Source organism: Collinsella sp. An271 (assembly GCF_002159695.1).
GTDB lineage: Bacteria > Actinomycetota > Coriobacteriia > Coriobacteriales > Coriobacteriaceae > Collinsella > Collinsella ihumii.
The window spans coordinates 87,289-108,543 of record NZ_NFJE01000002.1 but is presented as its reverse complement, the minus strand read 5'-3'; the positions used below and the strand labels follow the sequence as shown (position 1 = coordinate 108,543).

19 protein-coding genes are annotated in these 21,255 nt (G+C 58.5%); all 19 read left to right on the top strand.

Annotated features, from left to right (window positions below; all coding sequences use genetic code 11):
- The first annotated feature begins 131 nt into the window (after window positions 1-131).
- A complete protein-coding gene (locus B5F74_RS02085) occupies window positions 132-740 on the top strand; it encodes a sugar transferase (protein ID WP_158095669.1) in 609 nt (202 codons plus the stop codon).
- Window positions 737-1,705 carry a glycosyltransferase gene (locus B5F74_RS02080; protein WP_087199623.1) on the top strand — a complete coding sequence of 323 codons (969 nt, stop codon included), beginning with the start codon at window positions 737-739 and terminating at the stop codon, window positions 1,703-1,705. Before B5F74_RS02085 ends, B5F74_RS02080 begins: the two co-directional genes overlap by 4 nt.
- On the top strand, window positions 1,698-2,660 hold the full coding sequence (locus B5F74_RS02075; protein ID WP_087199622.1) for a glycosyltransferase family 2 protein: 963 nt from the start codon (window positions 1,698-1,700) through the stop codon (window positions 2,658-2,660). The genes B5F74_RS02080 and B5F74_RS02075 overlap by 8 nt, the downstream gene beginning before the upstream one ends.
- Before the next feature lie 69 nt (window positions 2,661-2,729).
- Window positions 2,730-3,890, top strand: a complete 1,161-nt coding sequence (locus B5F74_RS02070; protein WP_087199620.1) for an EpsG family protein — start codon at window positions 2,730-2,732, stop codon at window positions 3,888-3,890.
- Window positions 3,887-4,936 carry a glycosyltransferase family 2 protein gene (locus tag B5F74_RS02065; RefSeq protein ID WP_087199618.1) on the top strand — a complete coding sequence of 350 codons (1,050 nt, stop codon included), beginning with the start codon at window positions 3,887-3,889 and terminating at the stop codon, window positions 4,934-4,936. Before B5F74_RS02070 ends, B5F74_RS02065 begins: the two co-directional genes overlap by 4 nt.
- A gap of 96 nt (window positions 4,937-5,032) precedes the next feature.
- Window positions 5,033-6,442 carry a polysaccharide biosynthesis tyrosine autokinase gene (locus B5F74_RS02060; RefSeq protein WP_087199616.1) on the top strand — a complete coding sequence of 470 codons (1,410 nt, stop codon included), beginning with the start codon at window positions 5,033-5,035 and terminating at the stop codon, window positions 6,440-6,442.
- Entirely contained in the window at window positions 6,435-7,685 is a 1,251-nt protein-coding gene (locus B5F74_RS02055) for a nucleotidyltransferase family protein (RefSeq protein WP_158095668.1), read from the top strand. The genes B5F74_RS02060 and B5F74_RS02055 overlap by 8 nt, the downstream gene beginning before the upstream one ends.
- On the top strand, window positions 7,682-9,220 hold the full coding sequence (locus B5F74_RS02050; RefSeq protein WP_087199612.1) for a lipopolysaccharide biosynthesis protein: 1,539 nt from the start codon (window positions 7,682-7,684) through the stop codon (window positions 9,218-9,220). The genes B5F74_RS02055 and B5F74_RS02050 overlap by 4 nt, the downstream gene beginning before the upstream one ends.
- 123 nt (window positions 9,221-9,343) lie before the next feature.
- Window positions 9,344-10,228 (top strand): glucose-1-phosphate thymidylyltransferase RfbA, encoded by an 885-nt coding sequence (gene rfbA / locus B5F74_RS02045; protein WP_087199610.1) that lies wholly within the window; start codon window positions 9,344-9,346, stop codon window positions 10,226-10,228.
- 29 nt (window positions 10,229-10,257) lie between these two features.
- Window positions 10,258-11,712 carry a bifunctional dTDP-4-dehydrorhamnose 3,5-epimerase family protein/NAD(P)-dependent oxidoreductase gene (locus B5F74_RS02040; RefSeq protein ID WP_087199608.1) on the top strand — a complete coding sequence of 485 codons (1,455 nt, stop codon included), beginning with the start codon at window positions 10,258-10,260 and terminating at the stop codon, window positions 11,710-11,712.
- Window positions 11,713-11,880: 168 nt separating this feature from the next.
- Complete coding sequence (locus B5F74_RS02035) at window positions 11,881-12,147, top strand: PqqD family protein (protein ID WP_158095667.1); 267 nt, start codon at window positions 11,881-11,883, stop codon at window positions 12,145-12,147.
- A 2-nt stretch (window positions 12,148-12,149) separates the two neighbouring features.
- Entirely contained in the window at window positions 12,150-13,271 is a 1,122-nt protein-coding gene (locus tag B5F74_RS02030) for a radical SAM protein (protein WP_087199605.1), read from the top strand.
- Window positions 13,272-13,981: 710 nt separating this feature from the next.
- The gene (locus B5F74_RS02025) at window positions 13,982-14,863 is read left to right on the top strand and encodes a LytTR family DNA-binding domain-containing protein (protein ID WP_158095666.1); all 882 of its coding nucleotides are present in this window, start codon (window positions 13,982-13,984) and stop codon (window positions 14,861-14,863) included.
- A gap of 216 nt (window positions 14,864-15,079) precedes the next feature.
- Window positions 15,080-15,943 carry a LytTR family transcriptional regulator gene (locus B5F74_RS02020; protein WP_087199602.1) on the top strand — a complete coding sequence of 288 codons (864 nt, stop codon included), beginning with the start codon at window positions 15,080-15,082 and terminating at the stop codon, window positions 15,941-15,943.
- Window positions 15,944-16,332: 389 nt separating this feature from the next.
- Complete coding sequence (locus tag B5F74_RS02015) at window positions 16,333-17,160, top strand: hypothetical protein (protein WP_087199600.1); 828 nt, start codon at window positions 16,333-16,335, stop codon at window positions 17,158-17,160.
- Window positions 17,161-17,162: 2 nt separating this feature from the next.
- The gene (locus B5F74_RS02010) at window positions 17,163-17,678 is read left to right on the top strand and encodes a S24/S26 family peptidase (protein ID WP_087199598.1); all 516 of its coding nucleotides are present in this window, start codon (window positions 17,163-17,165) and stop codon (window positions 17,676-17,678) included.
- The gene (locus tag B5F74_RS02005) at window positions 17,675-19,426 is read left to right on the top strand and encodes an ABC transporter ATP-binding protein (protein ID WP_087199596.1); all 1,752 of its coding nucleotides are present in this window, start codon (window positions 17,675-17,677) and stop codon (window positions 19,424-19,426) included. Before B5F74_RS02010 ends, B5F74_RS02005 begins: the two co-directional genes overlap by 4 nt.
- Before the next feature lie 122 nt (window positions 19,427-19,548).
- Window positions 19,549-20,412 (top strand): LytTR family DNA-binding domain-containing protein, encoded by an 864-nt coding sequence (locus B5F74_RS02000; protein WP_158095665.1) that lies wholly within the window; start codon window positions 19,549-19,551, stop codon window positions 20,410-20,412.
- Between the two features lie 467 nt (window positions 20,413-20,879).
- Window positions 20,880-21,254 carry a hypothetical protein gene (locus B5F74_RS01995; protein WP_143753737.1) on the top strand — a complete coding sequence of 125 codons (375 nt, stop codon included), beginning with the start codon at window positions 20,880-20,882 and terminating at the stop codon, window positions 21,252-21,254.
- Window position 21,255: the final 1 nt, after the last annotated feature.

Here is a 21,255-nt window from a genome sequence, read left to right as displayed (position 1 = left end):
AACGATTGCACGTGGAATATCGAGAGGCTCATGCTGCGCACGCAGAAGGCACGCGCTCTCAATTCGCAATCGGAAGCGATGGTTTCGCTCGGGTAAGTAGATCGCGAGACAGAAGGACGCGTGGCTACCGTGTGGTGAAACGCGGGTTCGATATCGCGTTCAGCATGGTGTTCGTCGCGTTGTGCGTGATTCTGCTTCCCATAACCGCCTTAGTTTTAGCCATCACAGCGATATCCTCAAAAGCGTTTCCGGTGTACTCCCAAGAACGTATCGGGCAATACGGGCGGTCGTTTTCCATCTACAAACTACGAACGATGGTGAGCGATGCTGATAACGTTGAAAAATACCTGAATGCCGGGCAGATGGCTCAGTGGAAAAGCGAGCGCAAGGTCGACGGCGACCCGCGGATAACACGCTGGGGTGCCGTCATGAGGCGCATGAGTCTCGATGAGCTCCCGCAATTCATCAATGTTCTCAAAGGAGATATGAGCGTTATCGGTCCGCGTCCCATCACGCGCGAAGAGCTCTCCTGGTTCGGCGACGACGCGAGCCTGCTGCTTTCCTGTCCTTGTGGAATCACGGGCGAATGGCAGGTCGGTGTTCGGACTGATGCGTCATTTGAAAGTGGAGAGCGGCAGAAGCTTGAGCTTTCGTATTGTGCCTGCCCCTCGATCGGTCGAGATGTCCGGATCTTCTTCAAGACGTTTTCCGTCATGTTCTATAAGCCGAGTGGTCGATGAGCGTGCTTTCCGTGACTCGTATCAGTGCAAGCATCGTAACGTTCAATCCTGACATCGACCGTCTCAAAGAGAATCTCGATGCCATATCGTCGCAGGTGCATGCTGTGTACCTCGTTGACAACGGATCGGAAAACGCCGATGAAATCGCATCGCTCGTAAAAGGGTTTGCAAATGCCGTGCTGATAAAGCTCGATGAGAATCGAGGCTTGGCTGCTGCGATGAACGTGGCATCGCGGCAGGCTGTGCGAGGCGGGTTCTGCTCAATGCTCTACCTTGATCAGGACAGCATCGCCGCCCCCGGCATGGTTCGGGTGCTCGCGCGATACCAAGGCCCTGGTATCGCAATTGTGGCTCCCCAGATTGTCGATCGGAATAAAGAGGGTGCTTCCGACCCCGCCGCCTGCCTCGATCACAAGACGTACAAGGTGGCATCGGCTGCACGCAAGGGCATCATCACATCGGGGGCCTTGGTTGACTTGAGGGCATTTTTTCTCGTTGGCGGCTATGACGAACGCTTTTTCATCGACTACGTGGACTACGACTTGAATAAGAGGCTGCTCCTTGAGGGATTCTGCCTCATCAGGACAGGGGAGACCTATCTCCTTCACGAATGCGGCAAGGCGGTGCCGACGTTTCTTATCGTTCCTCGCAGGGGGCAGGACGGGCGATGGTGTCTTGAACGTTTCTGCACGTTCGGACATGAGGCGTTCCGCTGTTATTACAAAGCTCGAAACAGAGTGCTGTTCACCAAAAAATACCGGTTGTGCGGAGGCAACAAGGGCTTTGAAGGGACAAGGCAAATCGCTGTCCAGATCATCCTGACGCTGTTGTTTGAGAGCGACAAGAGAGCAAAGCTCAAGCAGTTCATGAGGGGCATTCGCGACGGCAGGGCGACCGCCGTCGATCCCTATATCCCCCAGTGCTCGGAACGTGCTCCGGCTTTTGAGGGGGCACAGCATGGCTAATCGTGTGGACATTCTGTTGGCGGCATACAACGGCTCACCGTTCCTTGCCGAGCAAATCGCTTCGATCAGAGCCCAGACGTATAGGAATTGGAGATTACTTATTTCTGACGACGGGTCGAGCGATGGCACGCTTGATGTGGCGCGCTCAGCGGGGGACGATGATATGCGCATCCAGGTGCTTCCCCGGCACAAGCCGTTCGGTTCTGCTCGCATGCATTTCATGCACTTGCTTGCGTTGTCAGATGCTCCCTATGTCATGCTATGCGATCAGGATGATGTCTGGCTTCCGCATAAAATCGAGGCAATGCTCGATTGCATGAGAAAAATCGAATCCCAGGACCCTGAAGTTCCCGTGTTGGTGTTTTGCGATCTTGAAGTCGTCGATGACAAGTTGAAAAGGATCTCCCCGTCCTTTTGGAGTTTTACCGGCCTTGATTCGAAGCGTACGGCCGTTTCCGACCTTTTGGTGAGAAACCCTGTAACCGGATGTGCCTCCATGATGAATGCGGCGCTCGTCAAGCTTGCCCGTGCGACTCACGCGAAGTCCTACATGATCATGCATGACTGGTGGCTCGCGCTGCTCGCCGCATCATTTGGAAAGCTGGTTGGAATCGACGACCAGTTGGTTCAGTACAGGCAGCATGGTGCGAACGAGGCCGGTGCTGTGGAAGATCGTTTGCTCAACAAGCTTGGCAACCTTGCATTCTCGCGACGCCTCGCGGTGTCTTCCGTTCGGCAGGCCGTATCGTTTTTGGAGATATACGGAAATGATATGCCGAACGATGTGCGCGAGATCGTTTCCGCTTATGCGAGATTGCCCCAGTGTGGGGTCTTCCGCAGGATTGCTGTTGTAAACAGGTATGGCTTCTGGAAACGGGGCTTGCCGAGTGCGCTATTCCAGGCCGCAGTGCTTCTGCGATTGAAAGCGAACATGAAGGCATGCATTTCGGTGTAGTCAAGAGGGTATGTATGGGAGCGCGATCCGCATGGTGACACTCCTGATACGAAAGCCGTGCGTGGCCTGATGATTCTGTATCTGTCGACATTTGCCCTCGCTGCAATATGCGCCTCCATCGCGACGGCGCTGCAGCGGTGTGAACAGCGCGCTTGGGGTTTCGTACTGCTTGGCTGCGCCATTCTTATCCCTTCGCTTGTGGCTGGCTTGCGCAGCACGTCGGTGGGGACCGATACCAGCGGGTATGTGATCGAGCTGTATGACGCTGCGGGTTCTGCGTCCTCACTGCCGGCATTTTTCGCTGATCAGCTTGCGCGCTTCGAACCGCTCTTCCTTCTGCTGGTTTACTGCAGCGTCAACTTGTTCGGCTCGATTGAGGCTCTCCTATTCTTTATAGAGCTATTCAATTGCATAGTGGTGGTCGCGGCGCTGTATATCACGGGCAAAGGGCGCGGTCTATCCCTCGGGTATTTACTCTACCTGCTCCTTCATTTCAATGAATCGCTCAACGTAGCGCGGCAATCCCTTGCTATGGGTATCCTTCTGCTGGCCCTGGCGTTTCTGTATCAACGGCGTTTCGTGCGGTACGCCGTTTGTTTGCTATGCGGTATTGGGTTTCACTTGAGTGCGGTGATCGGATTGATGTATCTTCCGATCTTTCACTTGATCGATATGCTTACCTTTGATAGAAAGCACATCGTCAACATGAAGCCCGCGCGTGCCTTGGCGCTTACGGGTATGGTGGCGTTGCCGATTGTGTTCTCCATGTCCTTTGCATCTGTGATGTCGTTCGCAGAAGCGCTGGGTATCGTTCCCGATCGATTTACGATATATCTTACGAGTGGGGGTACCGCATTACCCCAATCGTTGATCGTCGCCTACTTGGCTGTCCTGGGCATCCTGTGGATTGAGCGCGACCTGGTCATCGAAGGAAGATTCACCGCACTCTCTTTTCTTTACGGTATCGTCATGTATCTGCTCGTGAGTTACTCCGAGCATCTGTGGCGATTCGGAACCTACTTCATGTATCCCTTGATCTTGGGCGTTGTCGGCCTTGCGCCGGCGGAGCGGTCGCGCGCGGGGTACCTGCTGCGTGTCGTCGATCGCGAGTTCGTGGCGATTGCGGCACTCATCCTCATCGCGTTTGCTTTGTGGTACGTCCAAATTGTCGTGTGGGGCAATCATGATACGTTGCCGTATGTTTCTGACATATTAGGGGTTTGGCAATGAAAAAGCTCTCAGCCGATGCCGCTCATGAGCCGTTCTTTTCTATCTGCATTCCTGTGTATAACTGCGGTGCTGTTGTGCACAAGGCGCTTGAATCCGTCGCGAAGCAGTCGTTCGATGACTGGGAAGTCGTCGTGTACGATGACGGGTCGACTGACGATACGCCGCTCATTTGCGAAACACAGCAGATCCTATCCCCCAAATGCTACCGCTTCATTCGCGGGGTTCATGAAGGGCTGCTGCCAACGCGTATGAAACTGCTGAAGTGCGCGAATGGTGCCGTGATCTATCCGCTCGATGCCGATGATCTCATCATGGATGAGCGGGCATTAGAGAAAATCTACGAAGCGTTCGAGCGGCTGGACTGCGACATGGTGATGTTCAATGGGACTCGGTCGCTTGTTGACCAGGTGCCTTACATTGACTATCAGCGCATAGCTGGGACCCGACAGGGTCTCATCGAAAAAGATATCTTTGCAAAATATTTCTGTATGCATTACGATATCAACAACATCACGTTCAAGGCATATAAACGCTCTGTGGCAACCGTTTTGGATAATCCTCCGCGTCTACAGATGGTCGAAGATCGACTCCAAACGCTCGATCTATTCCGCGCAAGTTCCTCTGTCGCCCTCATTGATGAGCTGTTCTGTTTCTATCGACCAAGCGACCAGTCGATAACCAGAAAGCGGTTCTCAATCAACAATCTGATCGATCAGCTGTATGTCGAGGATCTGGTTGAACCGTATGCCCGCAGTCTCGGAGTCGATAGCGGGGAACGCGATACGCTGCTGTATGACATCGTATATGCAGGTTTGCATGCTATTGGAGAGACCGTGCCTGATCGTGGGGAGCGTTTGGAGCTGTACTGGCAGATCGCTTCGCTTGACGGAATGGGCCGTGTTCGCGCGATTCGGCGAGTCAGTGGGCTGCGCGCAGATAAGGTGATGGCAGTTCGCGCGCTACTTGCGGGGAGATTGGGTGTGACGGATGCCTTGGTTTGCATGAAACATGCTGCCCGTCGCATCGGGGGGAGTGGGAGATGCTGAAGCCCCCTAACGATTTGATGCTAGACGGTCTGCTCGTTTCCGTATGGTGCGATTGCAGCGTGGAGGATAACCAAATAATGACTTCGGAGAGTCGATATGACCGTTCTTGATTATCTGCGCTTGCTCAGAAAGCACATGGCGTTCGTGGTCGTCGTGACGATGCTTGGTGCTCTGGCAGCTGGAACCTATGCATATACAATGCTGCGTGATACCTATAGAGCATCAACGACATTGTATGTTCTTATATCTCAAGACTATTCCGAGGAAGCGGCATACAATCTTCTATCGAATAATTTCAGCGTGAGCGCCCAGATTTCAAATGATGTTTCGCAGCTTATTTCGAGCGACCGGGTAAGAAGCCAGGCGGCTGAGCTGCTTGGCAGATCGTCCCTATCTGGTTATAGCATCTCCGTAATGTCTGGTGACGAGGACTCACGCATCCTGCGCGTGTACGTAACAGGCTATGATTCCGTTGGTGTTGCCGATGTCGCAAACGCCATCGGGGAGGTTTCTTCTGAACTTGCCCGCGATATCATGGGTGTTCGAAGCATAAATGTCATCGATTTGGCGACCGAGCCTCGGACTCCGAGTGGGCCGAACAGAATCCGCTACGTAGTCGTTGGCGCAATCGGTGGCTTGGGACTCTCTGTGGTGGGCATTTGTCTTGCGGGTGCGCTGGACAAAAAGGTTCGCGATGGCCGTACGGTAGAGAACATAAGCGGCTTTCCCCTGCTTGGCTTGATCCCCCGCCTTGCGGTAACGGATGTCCACGCTAAAAAGAAGACGAATAAGCATGTGGCCACAATAGGGGACATTCAGGACGCGGCGAGGCGATTGCTGGCAAACCTGCTGTTCTTCAAAGAGGGGAGCAGGCCGTGCAGCGTTGTCGTCTGCTCGCCGGCGGCAGATGAGGGAAAATCGACCGTCGCGTTTTTGCTGGCTCAGGCCATGGCCCGTGGAGGAAGTAACACGCTGCTCGTCGAATGCAACCTGCGCGACCCCGCCCTTGCAGACCTTCTCGATGTTCATGCGCGGAAAGGCATGATCGGTCTCACGACGGGTGAGACAGTCGTGCTCGATTCCGTATCGAAGACGAAGCAGAAGAACTTGTATTTGTTGGATTCTGAGCTTCGCATTACGAACCCCACCGAGTTCATCGCCTCGATGGCCTTTGCGGACATGATGAATGCGCTCGAAAAGAGATTCGATTATGTCGTCATCGACACCGCTCCGCTCAACGCGTATGCAGATGCGTCCCTGCTTTCCGCCCAAGCTGATGCTGTGCTGCTGGTGGTTCGTGAGGGCCACTCGACAAAAGCGGATCTGCGCGCAGCGACCAAGCAACTGCGCCGCGCCCACGTTGAGCATGTCGGCATTGTGCTCAATTGCGCATCCCCGCTTCCGGGGGTTACGCAATTCCCTAGCGTCGATGCAAGGCAGGCTGAGCGGGAACAGTCGGTCGTGAGCCTCTCTTTGCATGGGGACAGGGAGGATGCCTGTGCCTAGCGATTCAATCAGAGGAGGTCTGAATTCTGCGGAACGGTATCTGATCCATTTGGTATCGTGCGCATTTTCGGGCGCGCCGGCGCGTGACCTGCCTGACAGCTGCACATGGCGTTCCATATTCGACCTCGCTTGCCAGAACAGCATCCCAGGTCTTCTCTATTCATCCGTAAAACACGTATCGTCGATCCCGAACGATGTCGCGTCCGCATGGGCCGCATCCGCGAACATGACCATGCTCCGCGCGGTGCAATTCGAGGCGGAGCGAGCCGTCGTCTGCGAATCGCTTGCGCGTGCCGGTTTCGGATACATCGTCATCAAGGGGCCGGTTGTTGCGAGGGCATACGACGCCATGGAGCATCGTTCCATGGCGGATAACGACATCTTGTATGGCATCATTGAAGCAGATCCATCGTCGGGGGAGTATCGCGTTGCAGGAATGACCGAGCGCGATCGACGTTACACAATCGAACGTTCCCAGGCCACTGTGCAAAAGATCATGAGAGAACTGGGATATACGGTTGTTGAGCAGCTTCCCGATGCATGCGACATTCATTTTGCCAAGCCGCCGTTTTTGTCCTTTGAGCTGCACCATGCGTTGATGGAGATCGATTCCCCCTTCTATTCCTACTATGCCAACCCATGGCGACGCGCCCGCAAAACAGGCGCGACGCCGGGTGATGTATCCGGAGAATTTCATTTCTCTCTTGAAGACCATTACGTTTACCTCGTCACCCATGCGGCAAAGCATTTCAGGCGAAGCGGGGCGGGGATTCGGATACTGGCGGATTTAATCGCCTATCGCCGGGCATATACACATGAGCTCGATATGGAATATGTCCATCGCGAGCTTGCGGTGCTCGGCCTGCTCGATTTCGAGCGCGAATTGTGGTGTCTGGCATGTACGGTAGTGGCGGACGGGCCATTCGATGAAGATGCGGAGCGTGCGCTGCATTACATGATTGCCTGCGGCACGTACGGCACGGAGGACGAACAGTTTCGTTTGCGTCTCCTGCGGAAATCCGATGAAGCCAAATCTGGCAACATGCTCTTTTCCGAGATCAGACGATTCTTTTCACCTGAAGAGGCATGCCCTCGCTCGTTGCGTCCTTTTGCGCAACGAGGATTGCTGCGCCCCCTCTTCCCCTTTGCGCGCATAGCGATGTTCCTATCGAAAGCGATCGCGCATCCTCACGAGCAATTGCGCAAGATCCGTTATCTGCTGTTCGGGCAGGGTGAAAGATGACGGTTCGTGGCGGCGCCTTGCCCGATGCGTCCGTGCGGCGTCAACGGGGCGTCATTGCCTCGTATGTCAACATGGTGGTCCAGATTGTCGTCAACCTCGCTTATGTACCGCTTTTGCTTTCGACGATTGGGCAGGAAGAGTACGGACTCTACCAGTTCGTCGGGTCTATCATGGCGTATCTCGTTTCGGTCAACGGCGTGCTGTCTGCGAGCGTCGGGCGGTTCTACAGTATCTATACTGCCGACGGCGACACCCGCATGATGGAGAATACGCTTGCAATCGCGAGGCGTCTGTTCTGGGGCGTCTCCTTTGTCGCCGTTGCGATCATCGCGGCGTTGATTCCGGCAGTGCGATTCGTCTACTCCTCGTCCTTTACCGAGTCTCAGATTAACGAATGCGTGGCCATGCTTGCCGTTTTGGCTGCCAACATGGTCGTGACGTTTCACAACTCCATCAGCCTTGCCGTGGCCACCGCTCATGAATGCTTCACGTTTCCCAAAGTCACGCAGCTCGTGGGGCTTATTTCCCAGCCGTTGTTGATCTTGGTCCTCACGCAATGGTATCCGCACGCGTTGACCATCGCTCTTGTCGCGTTTGCGACGAATGCCATCTGGTCGGCTGTTCAGCGCTTGTATGTGTGTCATGTTTTGCAGGCCCGGTTCACGTTCCACGGATGGGATCGCCAGCTCGTTAAATGCATCCTCGGCTTTTCGTCTGCTGTGGTGCTGGTGAGTGCCGCCGATCAGCTGTTCTGGAATTCGGGAAAATTGATCATAGGCTACTATTTGGGAGCAGGCGCTGTTGCGGTTTATGGTGTGGGCTCTCAGATTTATACCGCTTACCAATCTGCCGGTCTCACGGTCAGCGGCGTGTTCTTTCAACGTGTAACCGAGCTGATTCATGATAATCACGATATGAAGGCGGTTTCTTCGCTGTTCGCTCGGGTTGGACGCGTTGCTTTTGTTGTCTGCATGCTTATTCTTGGCGGCTTCGTGGTGCTCGGAAGAGATTTTGTCCATCTTTGGGCGGGCCCTGGGTATGAGGACGCATTTTGGATTGCGCTGATACTCATGGGTGCGATGACCATCGAGGTCGTCCAAAACATGGGCATTACGATTATGCAGGTTCTCGATAGATACCGATTCCGCGGCGTCGTGTATTTCTCGCTATCAGTCATCAACATCGTCGCCTGTTTGGTTGTCGCTCCGACTTCGGGCATCATCGGCGTTGTGGTGGTGACTGCGCTCTGCATGATTGTCGGCAATGGCATCGTTATGAACTGGTATTACGCAGTCAAGCTCGGTGTCGATATCGGATTGTTCTGGCGGGAGATCTTTTCGGTGGGAGCTCCGCTTGTCGCAACGGTCGCTTCCTTCATTGTCCTGCGTGCCGTTGTGCCATGCGAGTACCTTGGTTGGCTCGCCTTCCTTCTTTTCGGCGCGATGTACGTCGTTGCGTTTGTTGCCGTGTTCTGGACAGTTTCTTCCAACGAAGGGGAGCGCTCCTACGTTGTGCGCCTGTTCACGCATCGATAGCCGGTCCTACCTCGAAAACGGCTGCGCACGTGGACGCAGGAAACGTCGTGCGCGCAGAGCGGGCGGACAGGCGCATGGCAGGCCGTCGGATTCTCTTGTCTGCCCCATCAGCAGGGAGGTCTCATGAGGGGAATCATTCTAGCGGGCGGAACGGGTACGAGGCTGTATCCGCTCACGCTTGTGACGTCGAAGCAGCTGCTGCCCGTCTACGACAAGCCCATGATCTACTACCCGCTCTCAACGCTCATGCTTGCGGGCATTCGAGACATTCTGATTATCTCGACGCCATGGGACGTTCCGAATTTCCAGAGGCTGCTCGGCGACGGCACTCGGTTCGGTCTTTCATTGAGCTACGCCGAGCAGCCTTCGCCGGACGGCCTCGCCCAAGCGTTCATCATCGGTGAGGAGTTTGCCGGTGGAGGACCGTGCGCCCTTGTGCTCGGAGACAACATTTTTTATGGAGGCGGGCTGTCGGCCAGGCTGCGCAACGCCGTGGCGCGGGCGCAGCAGGGTGTCGCTACGATTTTCGGCTACCACGTCGACGATCCGCAGCGTTTTGGCGTCGTGGAGTTCAACGAGCGCGGGCAGGCGGTATCCATCGAGGAGAAGCCGGAGCAGCCTAAATCCCATTATGCGGTGACCGGCTTGTATTTCTACGATGAGCGCGTGTGCGACTACGCGCGTCGCGTGAAGCCTTCAGCGCGTGGGGAGCTTGAGATTACAGATCTGAACCAACTGTATCTCAAGGCGGGGTCTCTTTCCGTCGAGACGCTCGGGCGTGGATTCGCATGGTTGGATACGGGGACGACGGAGAGCCTTCACGAGGCTTCCGAGTTCGTTCGGTCCGTCGAGCGAAGTCAAGGGCTTCCGGTGAGCGTTCCGGAGGAAATCGCTTGGGAAAACGGGTGGATTTCTACGGAGGATTTGCTGAATGCGGCGCACGCGTACGGAAAAAGCGTGTACGGCAGGCATCTCGAACGCGTTGCAGCAGGGGAGATCATTCGGTGAACAGCGGTAATAGAGATCAGGTGGCACGGATGACGTCATGGGAATTTGAAAAGCGCCTGAGCGCTGAGCAAACGGACATCCCCGGGCTCATGATCCTTGAGCTCCCCGTTCATGGTGATGAACGCGGATGGTTTAAGGAGAATTGGCAGCGGGAGAAGATGGTGGCGCTTGGTGTTCCGGACTTCAGGCCGGTGCAGAACAACGTCAGCTTCAACTTCCGACGGGGAGTGACGCGCGGCATCCATGCGGAGCCATGGGACAAGTTTATCTCGCTTGCACGTGGTTCTGCCTTTTGCGCGTGGGTCGACCTGCGGGAGGATAGCTCGTGCTTTGGGCAGGTGTACACGTGCGTTCTCGATCCGAGTCGCGCGGCGTTCGTCCCGCGCGGCGTCGGGAACTCATTCCAAGCGCTCGAGGACGAGACGATCTACTCGTATCTGGTCAACGACCACTGGTCTGCAGACAGCAGGGACCTGTATACATATGTCAACCTTGCCGACCCGACGCTCAAGATCCCATGGCCCATTCCGCTTGACCGTTGCTCGTTGTCCGAGGCGGACCGGCATCATCCGCCTTTGTGTGAGGTGTCGCCCATGGCTTCTCGTCGCGTACTTGTCACGGGATGCTCTGGACAGGTCGGCCGTGCGTTGCGACACGAGATCGAACTGCGGGGAGAGGCGGGGCGCTACGATTTCGTCGATATCGATACGTTCGATATCGCTGATCCATCGGCTTACGACCGCATTGTCTGGAGTAGGTACGGTGCGGTTATCAATTGCGCGGCTTGGACGGCCGTCGACCGTGCCGAGACGGAAGAGGGCCGTGCATCCTGTTGGAGAGCCAATGCGACTGGGCCTGCCCTGCTTGCCCGCGCGTGCTCAGAAAGCGGTGCCATCTTGGTGCACATCTCGAGCGACTACGTGTTCGATGGCGTGAGAGACCTCCATGACGAACGTGAGCTGCCTGCGCCGCTCGGCGTGTATGGGCAGAGCAAGGCCGCGGGAGACGCAGCGGTTTCGGTCTGTCCGCATCATTACATCGTCCGCACGGGATGGGTGGTCGGTGAGGGGCATAATTTCGTAAGGACCATGGAATCTCTCTCTGATCGCTGCACGGACGAAGATGATGGGCTGGATGAGGTGCAGGTTGTTGACGATCAGCTTGGGCGCCTGACGTTTGCATCGGATTTGGCTCGGGCAATCATGCACCTTCTGGACACATCCGCCCCTTATGGCATCTACAACATGACCAATACCGGCAGGGTTGCATCGTGGGCGGATATCGCGCGGCGTGTATTTGCCTTGAAGCACAAGAACGAGGAAAGGGTGGTTCCCGTGAATACCGAGCGCTATCGCTCGGGCATTGCGGGGCCGTATTCGCCTCGCCCCACGCATTCGACGCTCATTCTGTCGAAGATCGAGGCGACGGGATTCTGCGCGCCCGACTGGGAGCTGCGGCTTGAGGAGTATGTTTGCGGAAGATGACGTGAGCATCTGCAGCTCAGCTGCCCACACGGGTTCCTCTGTTTTTAGGGACAGGCTGCCGTTCGTTTCGCAATTGCTCACCATCCGTGTCACGTCGAATAATGTGACACGATGTCGACTTCGACCATCCATACAATGAATTCACCAGCTCCTCGGAGGGAGGTGCCTATGAAAATTGCCAAAGGATTCGTTCGCCGGGCGGTCGGCGATTCGTACATGGTTGTGCCGGTCGGCATGCGGACACAAGACATCCCCGGTGTGATAGCGCTTTCAGAAACGGGAGACTTCATTTGGCGGAAACTGGAAAACGGTGCCACCGAGGAAGAGCTTGTCGATGCGTTGCTCGTAGAGTATGACGTGGACAGGCAGCGTGCCGAAGCGGGGGTTCGCGGCTTTGTGGCAGAGCTCGCCGACAAGGGCTGGCTGGAGGACTAGCGATGTTCGACTTCTCGGACAAGGGATGGGTCGAGTTCCAGGATCACGTGCGCAGCCAGGCGCGCGAGCTCGGTACGCCGGCGTTCGGAACGTTCGAGCTGACGCCGTTGTGTAACTTTGCCTGCAAGATGTGCTACGTGCGGCTCGATCCGGAGCGCATGCGTGAACTCGGTCGCCTGCGCACGGCGGACGAGTGGATCGATATGGCGCGGCAGGCCCTGGGTGCCGGAACGGTCGGAATCACGCTGACCGGCGGCGAGGTGTTGACCCGTCCGGATTTCGCTGAGATTTACGAGGGGATCGTCGATCAGGGCGCTCTGGTGTCGGTTTTGAGCAACGGGTCCCTGGTCGATGGGAGCATCGTCAGGCTGTTCTCCACGCGTCCTCCAGCGCATCTGCGCTTCACGCTGTACGGCGCTTCGAACGAGACGTATGAGCTGCTTTGCGGGGTCGATAACGGATTTGACCGAGTGATGAGCGGTTTGCGCATGTTGCAGGATGCCGGCATCAGGTTCTCTCTTGCGTTTACCGAGACGTCCATCAATATTCAGGATTTCGATGGCGTGTGCGCCATAGCGCAAGGTTTTGATGTTCCGATTGTTTTTGGCACAGGACTTGTTCCCGGTGTGCGGGGCGCGGCGAATTCAGTCGATAACCTGCGGGTTGAGAAGCCGAAGGTGCTTCGATCCAACGTTTCGTTCGGAACGAATCGGACTGGGGGCGATTGTAAGGATAGGCTACCTGCTATGCATCCGTTCGCGCGGTGCCGTTCGTATCGCAACTCGTTTTGGATTGACTGGAATGGGGATATGGAGATGTGCAGCTTCATGTCCTCATGTAAAGCCAAGCCCTTTGAAGATGGGTTTGCGCCCGCATGGCGGCAGCTTCTCGAGTACCTAGACGGCATTCGGTCTCCCAGCGAATGCGCGGACTGCAATCATCGATATCTGTGTGCTGCGTGTCCGGGCGTTTTGGAGGCAGAAACTGGCTCACCTGAGTGCGTGTGCGATCGGATGTGCAGCGCGGCTCGATCATTGGCCCAAGAGGTTGGACGCCTCAAGAAAGGAGTTGAAGAGCATGAAAAGGGAATACACGGATCCTATCATGAAAATCTATGTGATTGACGCGGACGAACGCGTGACGGCGGCGTGTTACGGAGGATCCTGCTATACGCAGATCGTCGATGGCTGTTCGGAGATTCTGGTTGGTGGCGCGAGCGACTGTTCTTGCACGTTCGGAACGATGAACCAAGGGTCTGCATAGCACGGCGTAAAAAGCCCTTTTGCCGTTTCGTGCGGTGATGGTTTTGACATCTGGGGAAATCTGGTATCAAATCTCCCGCCTTGGTACGGGGCACATCGATGTGTCATACCGTATGACCTGCGGTAACGCAAAACGACCATGGGCTAAAGGACGCCTGGTTCCGGCCAACGGCCGAAAACCGGAAGACTGTTAATACCAAATTACAGCAAAGGGCGCTTGGACGGGCCGTCCAAGCGCCCTTACGCACGGTCAACATGGTTGGAAGCGGTCCGGGGCGCAAACATGCGGCACACGTCATAGCACGCGTACCAATTCCGAGGCTCGACGCGCGGGTCTGCGCCAGGTTGGAATCCATGCGCCGCGATGGGCCGACTTGTGTTGTCGGGCGTTTCGCTGAACCGGAACGCGTGCCGGCGGGTAAGAACATGAGGTAGTCGAACGTGCCGTGACGAGATTCGATCTTTATGCAGGGCGGGCCATCTGCAAAAGTCCGCCGTCGGTGTCGGCGGGCAGCTCGATGCCGCTCGCGTTGCAACGTACGTCTGGTCGAGATAAAAGGTGGTGTGAAGGTATGCGCTCTGAGATGGTAGACAAGCGCCAGGTGGCGGAGGCGTTCGTACGCGACTTCTTTCGTCGGTTTTGGGAAAACGACGAGGCGTACATCGAGCGCGTCGCGGCGAGCGATTTCGTGATGATCGCGGCGCAGGATGATCAATACTGTCTCGACCGCGACCAGGCGCTTGCGTTGTATCGAGACCTGATGCGCTCGGTGTCGGATATCGCCATCATCGACGAGGACTACACCACCGTGATGACGAAAGGCGAGGTCACGGTCGTATCGGGCTCGTTTTACGGCGTCAGCAATCCGGATTCCGGCGTCGCCTTCAGCGCGCGCCAGCGCGTAACCGCCGTGCTGCGCGACGCCCCCGGCGATACGTTTCAGGTCGTTCACCTCCATATCTCAAATCCTCTGTCGATCTCGCGCAAAGGGGAGTACTATCCCGTGAATTTCTCGCACGAGGCATATCGCTACGTGCGCATGCTGTCGAGCCAGCACAGCGACCGCGCGAGCATCGAGGTGCGCGAGATCGGGGGCGCCATGCATGTGCTGCGCATCTTTGATGTCGTGTACCTTGAGGCGGACCGTCAGTACACTATGATCCACTGCCTTTCGAAAACCTTGCGCTCCCGCCAGGGAATCGGCGCGCTGTCCAAGCGCTTTCCGGCGAATCGCTTCTTCGAGGTGCGTCGCGGCTGCATCGTGAACATCTTGCACGTGCTGTCGTGGGATGCCTCCAAAGTCGTTCTTACCGGCGATATCGAGATTCCCATTCCGATTCGCCGGTCCTCCGAGGTTCGCGAGCGAATCGAGGAGCTTCGAAGAGCGGTGTCGGGAAGCTCTTGGGACCTGCAGGGTTTTGATCGGGATCATCGGGATTTGCCGAGCGCATGACCCCCGAAACGTGAGGGGCGCTCCAAGGGTGCGCATCTTCGCGTCCCCTTGGAGCGGCAAACGGTTTCATTCTCGTGTCGCGCATATCGCTTTTATGCGGTTGCGTATAGGATTCTTTTAGAATGGCTGACATAACGCGAGGCGCGCGAGCCATCTTTTGGTATTCATAGGAAAACGATGCGGTGTGCAGGCATGCCTGCATGAGAGGCGAGGTGTATGCGCGAATCCGATAGGAGCAGCAAGCCTGTTGAGCTGGTGCGTTCATTCTGCAGGGCATCCTGGGCCGGGGCGATCGACTGGGATGATGCGTTTCTGGCCGCACGGGACCTGTCATGGGTGGGGTCTCTCGAGAGCCAGTACCTGCTCAATCGCGAGCAGACGAGGGCTATGTACGAAGGGGGCATCGCGAAGACGCTCCCGGACGTCGTGATCTCCGACGAGGACTTTCGTGAAATCGCATCTGAAGACGGCGTGCATGTGGTGATCGGGACATTTGTCGTAACGAGCAATCCGAAAGAAGGGCATGCATATCGCGTGCGCCAACGCACCACGGCGGTGCTGCGCGAGACCGAGGACGGCTACGAGCTCGTGCATCAGCATGCGTCGAATCCGACGGCGCTCCTGCATAAGGGCAGGGGGCTGCCCCTGGACCTATCAAAGGATTCATACTGGCATATCGCGTTGCTGGCCGCGCAGTACCACGATGACGAGTCGATTGAAATGCGCGACGTGACGGGGCGGTCCCATGTGCTGAGGCCGTTTGACATCGTTCGGCTCGAGGCGGACCGGCAGCGCACATACGTTCATTGCATCGATGGGTCCTTTTGCGTCCGAATGGGCATCGGTGCCGTCGGGAGCAGTCTTCCTCAAAACGATTTCGTACTTCTGAGGCGCGGGTGCGTAGCCAACATCGCCCATGTGCGTGGCTGGAATGCCGATGAGGTGCTGCTTACCGGTGACGTGACGGTAAAGCTGCCCTCTCGCCGTTCCGAGGAGATCCGCCGCGTGCTGCGCCTCAAGCGCGCGGCGTTCATCGAGCGCGCAAGCGAGGCGGCTGCATCCGAGGGAAGCACCGACTAATCGCTTCCTCGCCCGGCACCGGGCACTGGCGGCCCGTTCTTGACTACAGGAACGAACGTTATCAATTGTGAACGAACGAGATGCCCTTCGTTTCTCGAGATGCGGGCCGTTCGTTCGGCGCAGATTTCAAATTCAAGTCGTCGCCGTTCATCATCAGGCCCTTTGTACAGGCGAAACGATACGAACGAGGCTTATCTGGTTTTGAATCCGCCCCATGTGGGGTTTCGGGGCGCCCATTCGTTTCGGCCGTGCCACACATTCGTTAACACCTTTTCAGTCTTAAGGTCGGCTCAAGGTTGCGTACATACAATGATTCAAACACGAAAGTCGTTCTGCTATGAGTCAGTTTTGACCGGTAATCGTTGAGGACATGACGCAAGAGGTTGCATATGTACTTGACACTTTGCGACATACCCATTGAATGGAGGGGCACCGACTGCCCGCGTGATCTGGCGGTCTTCGGCCGGGCCGATGCTGAGCACGATCGTCCCCGGTTGATCATCGAGGGCCGCTCCGTAGACGCCCTGCCCGACGTTCCGGAGCCGGAAGTGGTGACGGGGGTCACGGCCATGGCGCATCGAGGCGATGTCCTCGTGGGCTGGAACACCTACGAGGGCATGCCCGACCGCACCGCCGTCCTCGAGTTCGACGGCGTCCGCGCCACCGTTTTCATAGGCCCGCACACCTGGGAGTGCTCCGTTCTCAACATGGTGATGCTCTCCTTGCTGCCGGTCGTGTCGCGCGCCGGGACCCTGTTGGTCCATGCCTCGCTGGTTGAGTACGACGGGCGCGCCGTCGCGTTCACGGCGGCGTCGGGAACCGGAAAGTCGACGCAGGCCGACCTGTGGGTCGAGCACCTCGGGGCCCAGATCATGAACGGCGACCGCGCATTCATCCGCCGCATCGACGGCCAATGGAACGCCTACGGTTCACCGTGGTCCGGCTCGTCGCCCTATGTGCGCAACGTATGGGCCCCTTTGGCGGCCGTGGTCGTGCTCGAGCAGGCGCCGCGCAACCGTATTCGTCCGCTGGGCGCCCTGGAGATGATGCCGCGTCTCTACAACAACATCCGCTATCCGTTCTGGGATCAGGCGGCAACGGAAGCCTCGCTCGCCACGCTTGACGCCATGATGAAGGAGGTCCCGATCCACCTGCTGTCATGTCGTCCCGACGAGGAAGCGGCGCGCATGACGCGCGATGCGGTGTTCGGAGCGTAGCGATGAGCGCTCGCGACAGACATATTGAGCGCCATGCATATCGCGCTGGCGAGCTCGCCGCGCTGGTCGCGGCGCTCGGGGCGGATGGCGCGCTGTGCCCGCTCGTGGTGAAGGGCACCAGCATGGTGCCGACGCTGCGCGAAGGCCGCGATACGGTCTACCTGCGCGCCGTCGACGCCGACGAGCCCCTGCACATCGGTGACATCGTGTTTTTCTGGCGCGGGAGCCAGGTGGTGCTCCATCGCATTGTGGGCATGGCCGCACCCGATATCCTGCGCATCAACGGCGACGGCCAGCTCTGGTGCGAAGAGGTCCCGCGCAGCCGGGTGTTCGCCGTCGTCGAGCGCTTCAAGCGCGGCCGCCGCGTGCTGCCCATGCGGACGGGCATCATGTATGTCTGGGGCGCGCTGTGGCTGCGCTGCCTGCCCATCCGCAGCCGGCTGTGGGGGCTGCCGGCGCCGATCAAGCGCGTCGTGCGCCGTGTCGGAAGCCTGGTGAGGGGCGGTGGCGGCGCATGAGCGAACTCAAGGGCTGGCTGGATCAGAAGCTCGGGCAGCTTCCCGATGACTGGATCGGCGCCGCGCGCTGGCTGCTCGGCATGCTCGGCGGCTACCGCGCCCGCTTGGGCCTGCTGAGCGCCCTGCGCACGTTGACGGTGCTGCTGGGCGTCGCCTCGGCGGCGGTCAACCGCGGCGTCATCGATGCGGCGGTGTCTCACGCTGACGGCATCTGGCTCGCCATCGGCCTGTTCGTCGTCGTCCAGGTGTCGACGAGCGCGGTCTCGATCGGCCTGTCGTGGTTCTCCACGATGCTCGGCGAGCGGTTGTCCAACCATCTTCGCGAAGAGCTCTACCGCCGTCTGCTCGGCGGACGGTGGGACGCCCTGACGGGCCACCATAGCGAGCAGCTGCTGAGCAGGCTCACCAGCGACGTGTCGTCCATCTCGTCGGGTCTCACCGGCACCGCCGTGAGCCTGTTGGCGATGGTTGTGCAGGCGGTCGCCGCCTTCGCGCTCCTCATCCACTACGACGCGTCGCTCGCGCTGTTCGTGGCGGTGCTCACGCCGGTCGCCGTGCTGACGAGCGCCGTCTTGAGCATCCGCTTGCGCATGCTGCAGCAGAAGGTCCAGCAAGCAGAGGCCGACTACCGCCAGCGCGCCCAGGAGACCATCGCGCACATCGAGGTCGTCAAGGCGTTCGGAGCTGAGTCGGACGAGGCCGAGACCCTCTCGAAGCTGCAAGGGGAGCACGAGCGGCTCGTCGCCCAGCGCGCCCTTTTGTCTGCCGTCGCCAACGGCGTCATGTCGTTCACCTTCGTGGGCGCCTACCTCTTCGCCTTCCTGCACGGGATCTTGGGCATCATGGGGGGCACGGTCACCTACGGCACCTTCGTGGCGTTCCTGTCGCTCGTGTCGCAGGTGCAGTCCTCGCTTGCGAGCTTGGGCGGCATCCTTCCGCGCGCCGCGTCGGTCATGGCCTCGGTGGCGCGCGTGCGCGAGGTGGCTGCTTTCGAGCAGGAGGCCCCCGTGCGCGTGGATGCCCCGAGCGGCGCGCCCAGCCCCGCGTTGGGTATCGAGGCGCGCGACGTGAGCTTCTCCTATGGCGCAGGCGGCGCGGGAGGTCAGAGCCAAGCGGTGCTCAGCGGCCTCTCCTGCTCAATCGCCCCCGGTGAGGTCGTTGCCCTCATGGGTCTGTCGGGTGCGGGCAAGACGACGCTCGTTCGGCTCCTGCTCGGGCTGCTTGAGCCCACGTCGGGCACGCTCACCCTCACGTGCGACGGCATGCCGCAATCCTGCATCGAGGCGCGTCCCCGCGTGGGCTACGTGCCGCAGGGCAACACGTTGTTCTCGGGGACGATTCGCGAGAACCTCCAGGTGGGGAACGCCGATGCGAGCGACGGGGAGATCGAGCGAGCGCTGGCGGACGTATCCGCCCTCGACTTCGTGAGCAGCCTTCCCGAGGGGCTCGGCACGCGCATCGGCGAGCGGGCGCTCGGGCTGTCCGAGGGCCAGGCGCAGCGCATCTCCATCGCGCGCGCCCTGCTGCGGCGATCGGGGCTCCTGCTGCTCGACGAGGCGACCTCTGCGCTCGACGAGGCGACGGAGCTGTCGATCATGCGGTCGCTGAGAGAGCGCAAGCCCCGTCCCACCTGCGTGCTCATCACGCATCGCCGGGAGGTGCTTCCCTTCTGCGACCGGGTGCTCGCCCTGCGCTCGGGGCCGGATGGTGGGGGATGCCTGGTGGAGGAGTCCGTCCCCACTTCGTGAGGGGCTGGCGCGCCTCGGGCCGTCTTTTATTTCTAATTCCCCGCCCTTCATTCCCCTGAGCAGCGAACAGGGGAGTAAAGGTGGGAAACTGTAGTCGACACGATAGGTCGGGAGTGATGAAGATGGATACGGCAAAGCATTGTCGCGCAGCGGAGTCGTTCGTCCGTGAATTCATGCACAGGTTCTGGAGTAACGACTTCGCGTTTTTCGAGAAGGTCCTCGCCGCGGACTTCGTCTGGATTGCGGCCCAGGAGGACCAGTACCGGCTCGATCGGGACGAGTCGGTCGACCTGTACCGCAACATCTGCCAGAGCACGCCCGAGGTCGTGCTCGTCGATGAGAGCTATGAGGCGATTGCCTCGGAGGGCGGCGTCACGGTCGTGACGGGATGGTACTACGGCATTAACAATCCCGAGATGGGCTCGGCGTTCGGGTCGCGCCAGCGCCTGACGGTGATCCTGCGCGACCTCGTCGGCGACCAGCCGTTCGAGATCGTGCATCTGCACATGTCGAATCCGGTGACGATCTCGAGGAAAGGGGAGTACTTTCCGGTAGGGTTCTCACGCGAGGCGTATCGCTACGTGCGCATGCTCGCGAGCCAGTACAGCGATCGCGAGAGCATCGAGGTGCGCGAGATCGGCGGCGCGACCCATGTGCTGCGCACGTTCGACGTCGTGTACCTCGAGGCGGACCGTCAATACACGATGATCCACTGCCTGAGCAAGACCCTGCGCGCGCGTCAGGGCATCGGCGAGCTGTCGAAGAAGTTCCCTGCCGACCGGTTCTTCGAGGTGCGGCGCGGAAGCATCGCGAACATCCTGCATGTCATCTCGTGGGATGCCGATTCGGTCCGCCTGACCGGCGGCGTGGAGATCCCCATACCGGTCCGCAGGTCGATGAAGGTGCGCGAGAAGATCGAGCAGCTTCGCCAATTGGTGATAAGCGGGGGGGGGTCTCTCCCAGCGGAACTTGGGGCAGCTCGATGACCCATGTGAGGCGGACGGCCGGTAATCAAGCGGTTGCCGGCTGAGCGATTCGATATGTGCATCCCGACCCCTTGCTCGTGCGTTGACGAGCAAGGGGTCTTGCTTTGCATTCGTGCGGAAACCTTGAAATGGATGCGGCGTACTTGCATGATCGACCGCTTCAAGGCGGCGCATTGTTTCGCGAATATCATGGTTTTGTAAGGCTGAAGTAAGCTAAAAATAGTGCCTTCTGCCGCAAATTAATACCAATCATTGCAATGGGAAGAAAAACGTAGGTTACAATGACTCCCGGTGATGGAAAGAGGGCGGCCCGTTTGTACCGCAGAGTCTCAGTGCTTGCGTTGTGCGGGCGGGCCGTCTTGTTGGGAGGCGCTTGCGGCCGCCTGTCTACGGGCGTGCGCGTCGCATGCGCATGGAACTATTGGGGCGGCATGCGAGTACCACTGGCACATCGGTCTCCAACCGAAATGACGAGTGCGTTCGTTCACGCATTGTGGGAAGGTGACGGGCTCGACTGGCTTGTCGGTGCGACGGCGGAAGATTTCATTTGGATCGCGCTGGCGGAGGAGGAGTCGTGCCTCGACCGCGCTCAAGCGCAAGAGGTCTATCTTGCGCGCCGCGATTCGTTTAGGGGCTTCAAGATTGTCGACGAGTGCTTCGAGGAGACGGTTCCGAGTGGCCCTCTGCGCGTCGTCGCCGGAAAGATTGAGTTCGAAGACGGCTATCAAGGCGAGGCGCCCTGCATGCACACGGAATATGTCACCGCGGTGCTGCACTGGGAGGACGACTGCCGTGAATTCGTCCACCTGCACACGTCGATATCGAAACCGTTTCGGAAATAGC

Bases quoted from the DNA above. Each gene is read 5' to 3' on its own strand.
- B5F74_RS02080 (WP_087199623.1), top strand. From the start codon at position 737: ATGAGCGTGCTTTCCGTGACTCGTATCAGTGCAAGCATCGTAACGTTC.
- B5F74_RS02075 (WP_087199622.1), top strand. From the start codon at position 1,698: ATGGCTAATCGTGTGGACATTCTGTTGGCGGCATACAACGGCTCACCG.
- B5F74_RS02070 (WP_087199620.1), top strand. From the start codon at position 2,730: ATGATTCTGTATCTGTCGACATTTGCCCTCGCTGCAATATGCGCCTCC.
- B5F74_RS02065 (WP_087199618.1), top strand. From the start codon at position 3,887: ATGAAAAAGCTCTCAGCCGATGCCGCTCATGAGCCGTTCTTTTCTATC.
- B5F74_RS02060 (WP_087199616.1), top strand. From the start codon at position 5,033: ATGACCGTTCTTGATTATCTGCGCTTGCTCAGAAAGCACATGGCGTTC.
- B5F74_RS02050 (WP_087199612.1), top strand. From the start codon at position 7,682: ATGACGGTTCGTGGCGGCGCCTTGCCCGATGCGTCCGTGCGGCGTCAA.
- rfbA (WP_087199610.1), top strand. From the start codon at position 9,344: ATGAGGGGAATCATTCTAGCGGGCGGAACGGGTACGAGGCTGTATCCG.
- B5F74_RS02040 (WP_087199608.1), top strand. From the start codon at position 10,258: ATGACGTCATGGGAATTTGAAAAGCGCCTGAGCGCTGAGCAAACGGAC.
- B5F74_RS02035 (WP_158095667.1), top strand. From the start codon at position 11,881: ATGAAAATTGCCAAAGGATTCGTTCGCCGGGCGGTCGGCGATTCGTAC.
- B5F74_RS02030 (WP_087199605.1), top strand. From the start codon at position 12,150: ATGTTCGACTTCTCGGACAAGGGATGGGTCGAGTTCCAGGATCACGTG.
- B5F74_RS02025 (WP_158095666.1), top strand. From the start codon at position 13,982: ATGCGCTCTGAGATGGTAGACAAGCGCCAGGTGGCGGAGGCGTTCGTA.
- B5F74_RS02020 (WP_087199602.1), top strand. From the start codon at position 15,080: ATGCGCGAATCCGATAGGAGCAGCAAGCCTGTTGAGCTGGTGCGTTCA.
- B5F74_RS02015 (WP_087199600.1), top strand. From the start codon at position 16,333: ATGTACTTGACACTTTGCGACATACCCATTGAATGGAGGGGCACCGAC.
- B5F74_RS02010 (WP_087199598.1), top strand. From the start codon at position 17,163: ATGAGCGCTCGCGACAGACATATTGAGCGCCATGCATATCGCGCTGGC.
- B5F74_RS02005 (WP_087199596.1), top strand. From the start codon at position 17,675: ATGAGCGAACTCAAGGGCTGGCTGGATCAGAAGCTCGGGCAGCTTCCC.
- B5F74_RS02000 (WP_158095665.1), top strand. From the start codon at position 19,549: ATGGATACGGCAAAGCATTGTCGCGCAGCGGAGTCGTTCGTCCGTGAA.
- B5F74_RS01995 (WP_143753737.1), top strand. From the start codon at position 20,880: ATGACGAGTGCGTTCGTTCACGCATTGTGGGAAGGTGACGGGCTCGAC.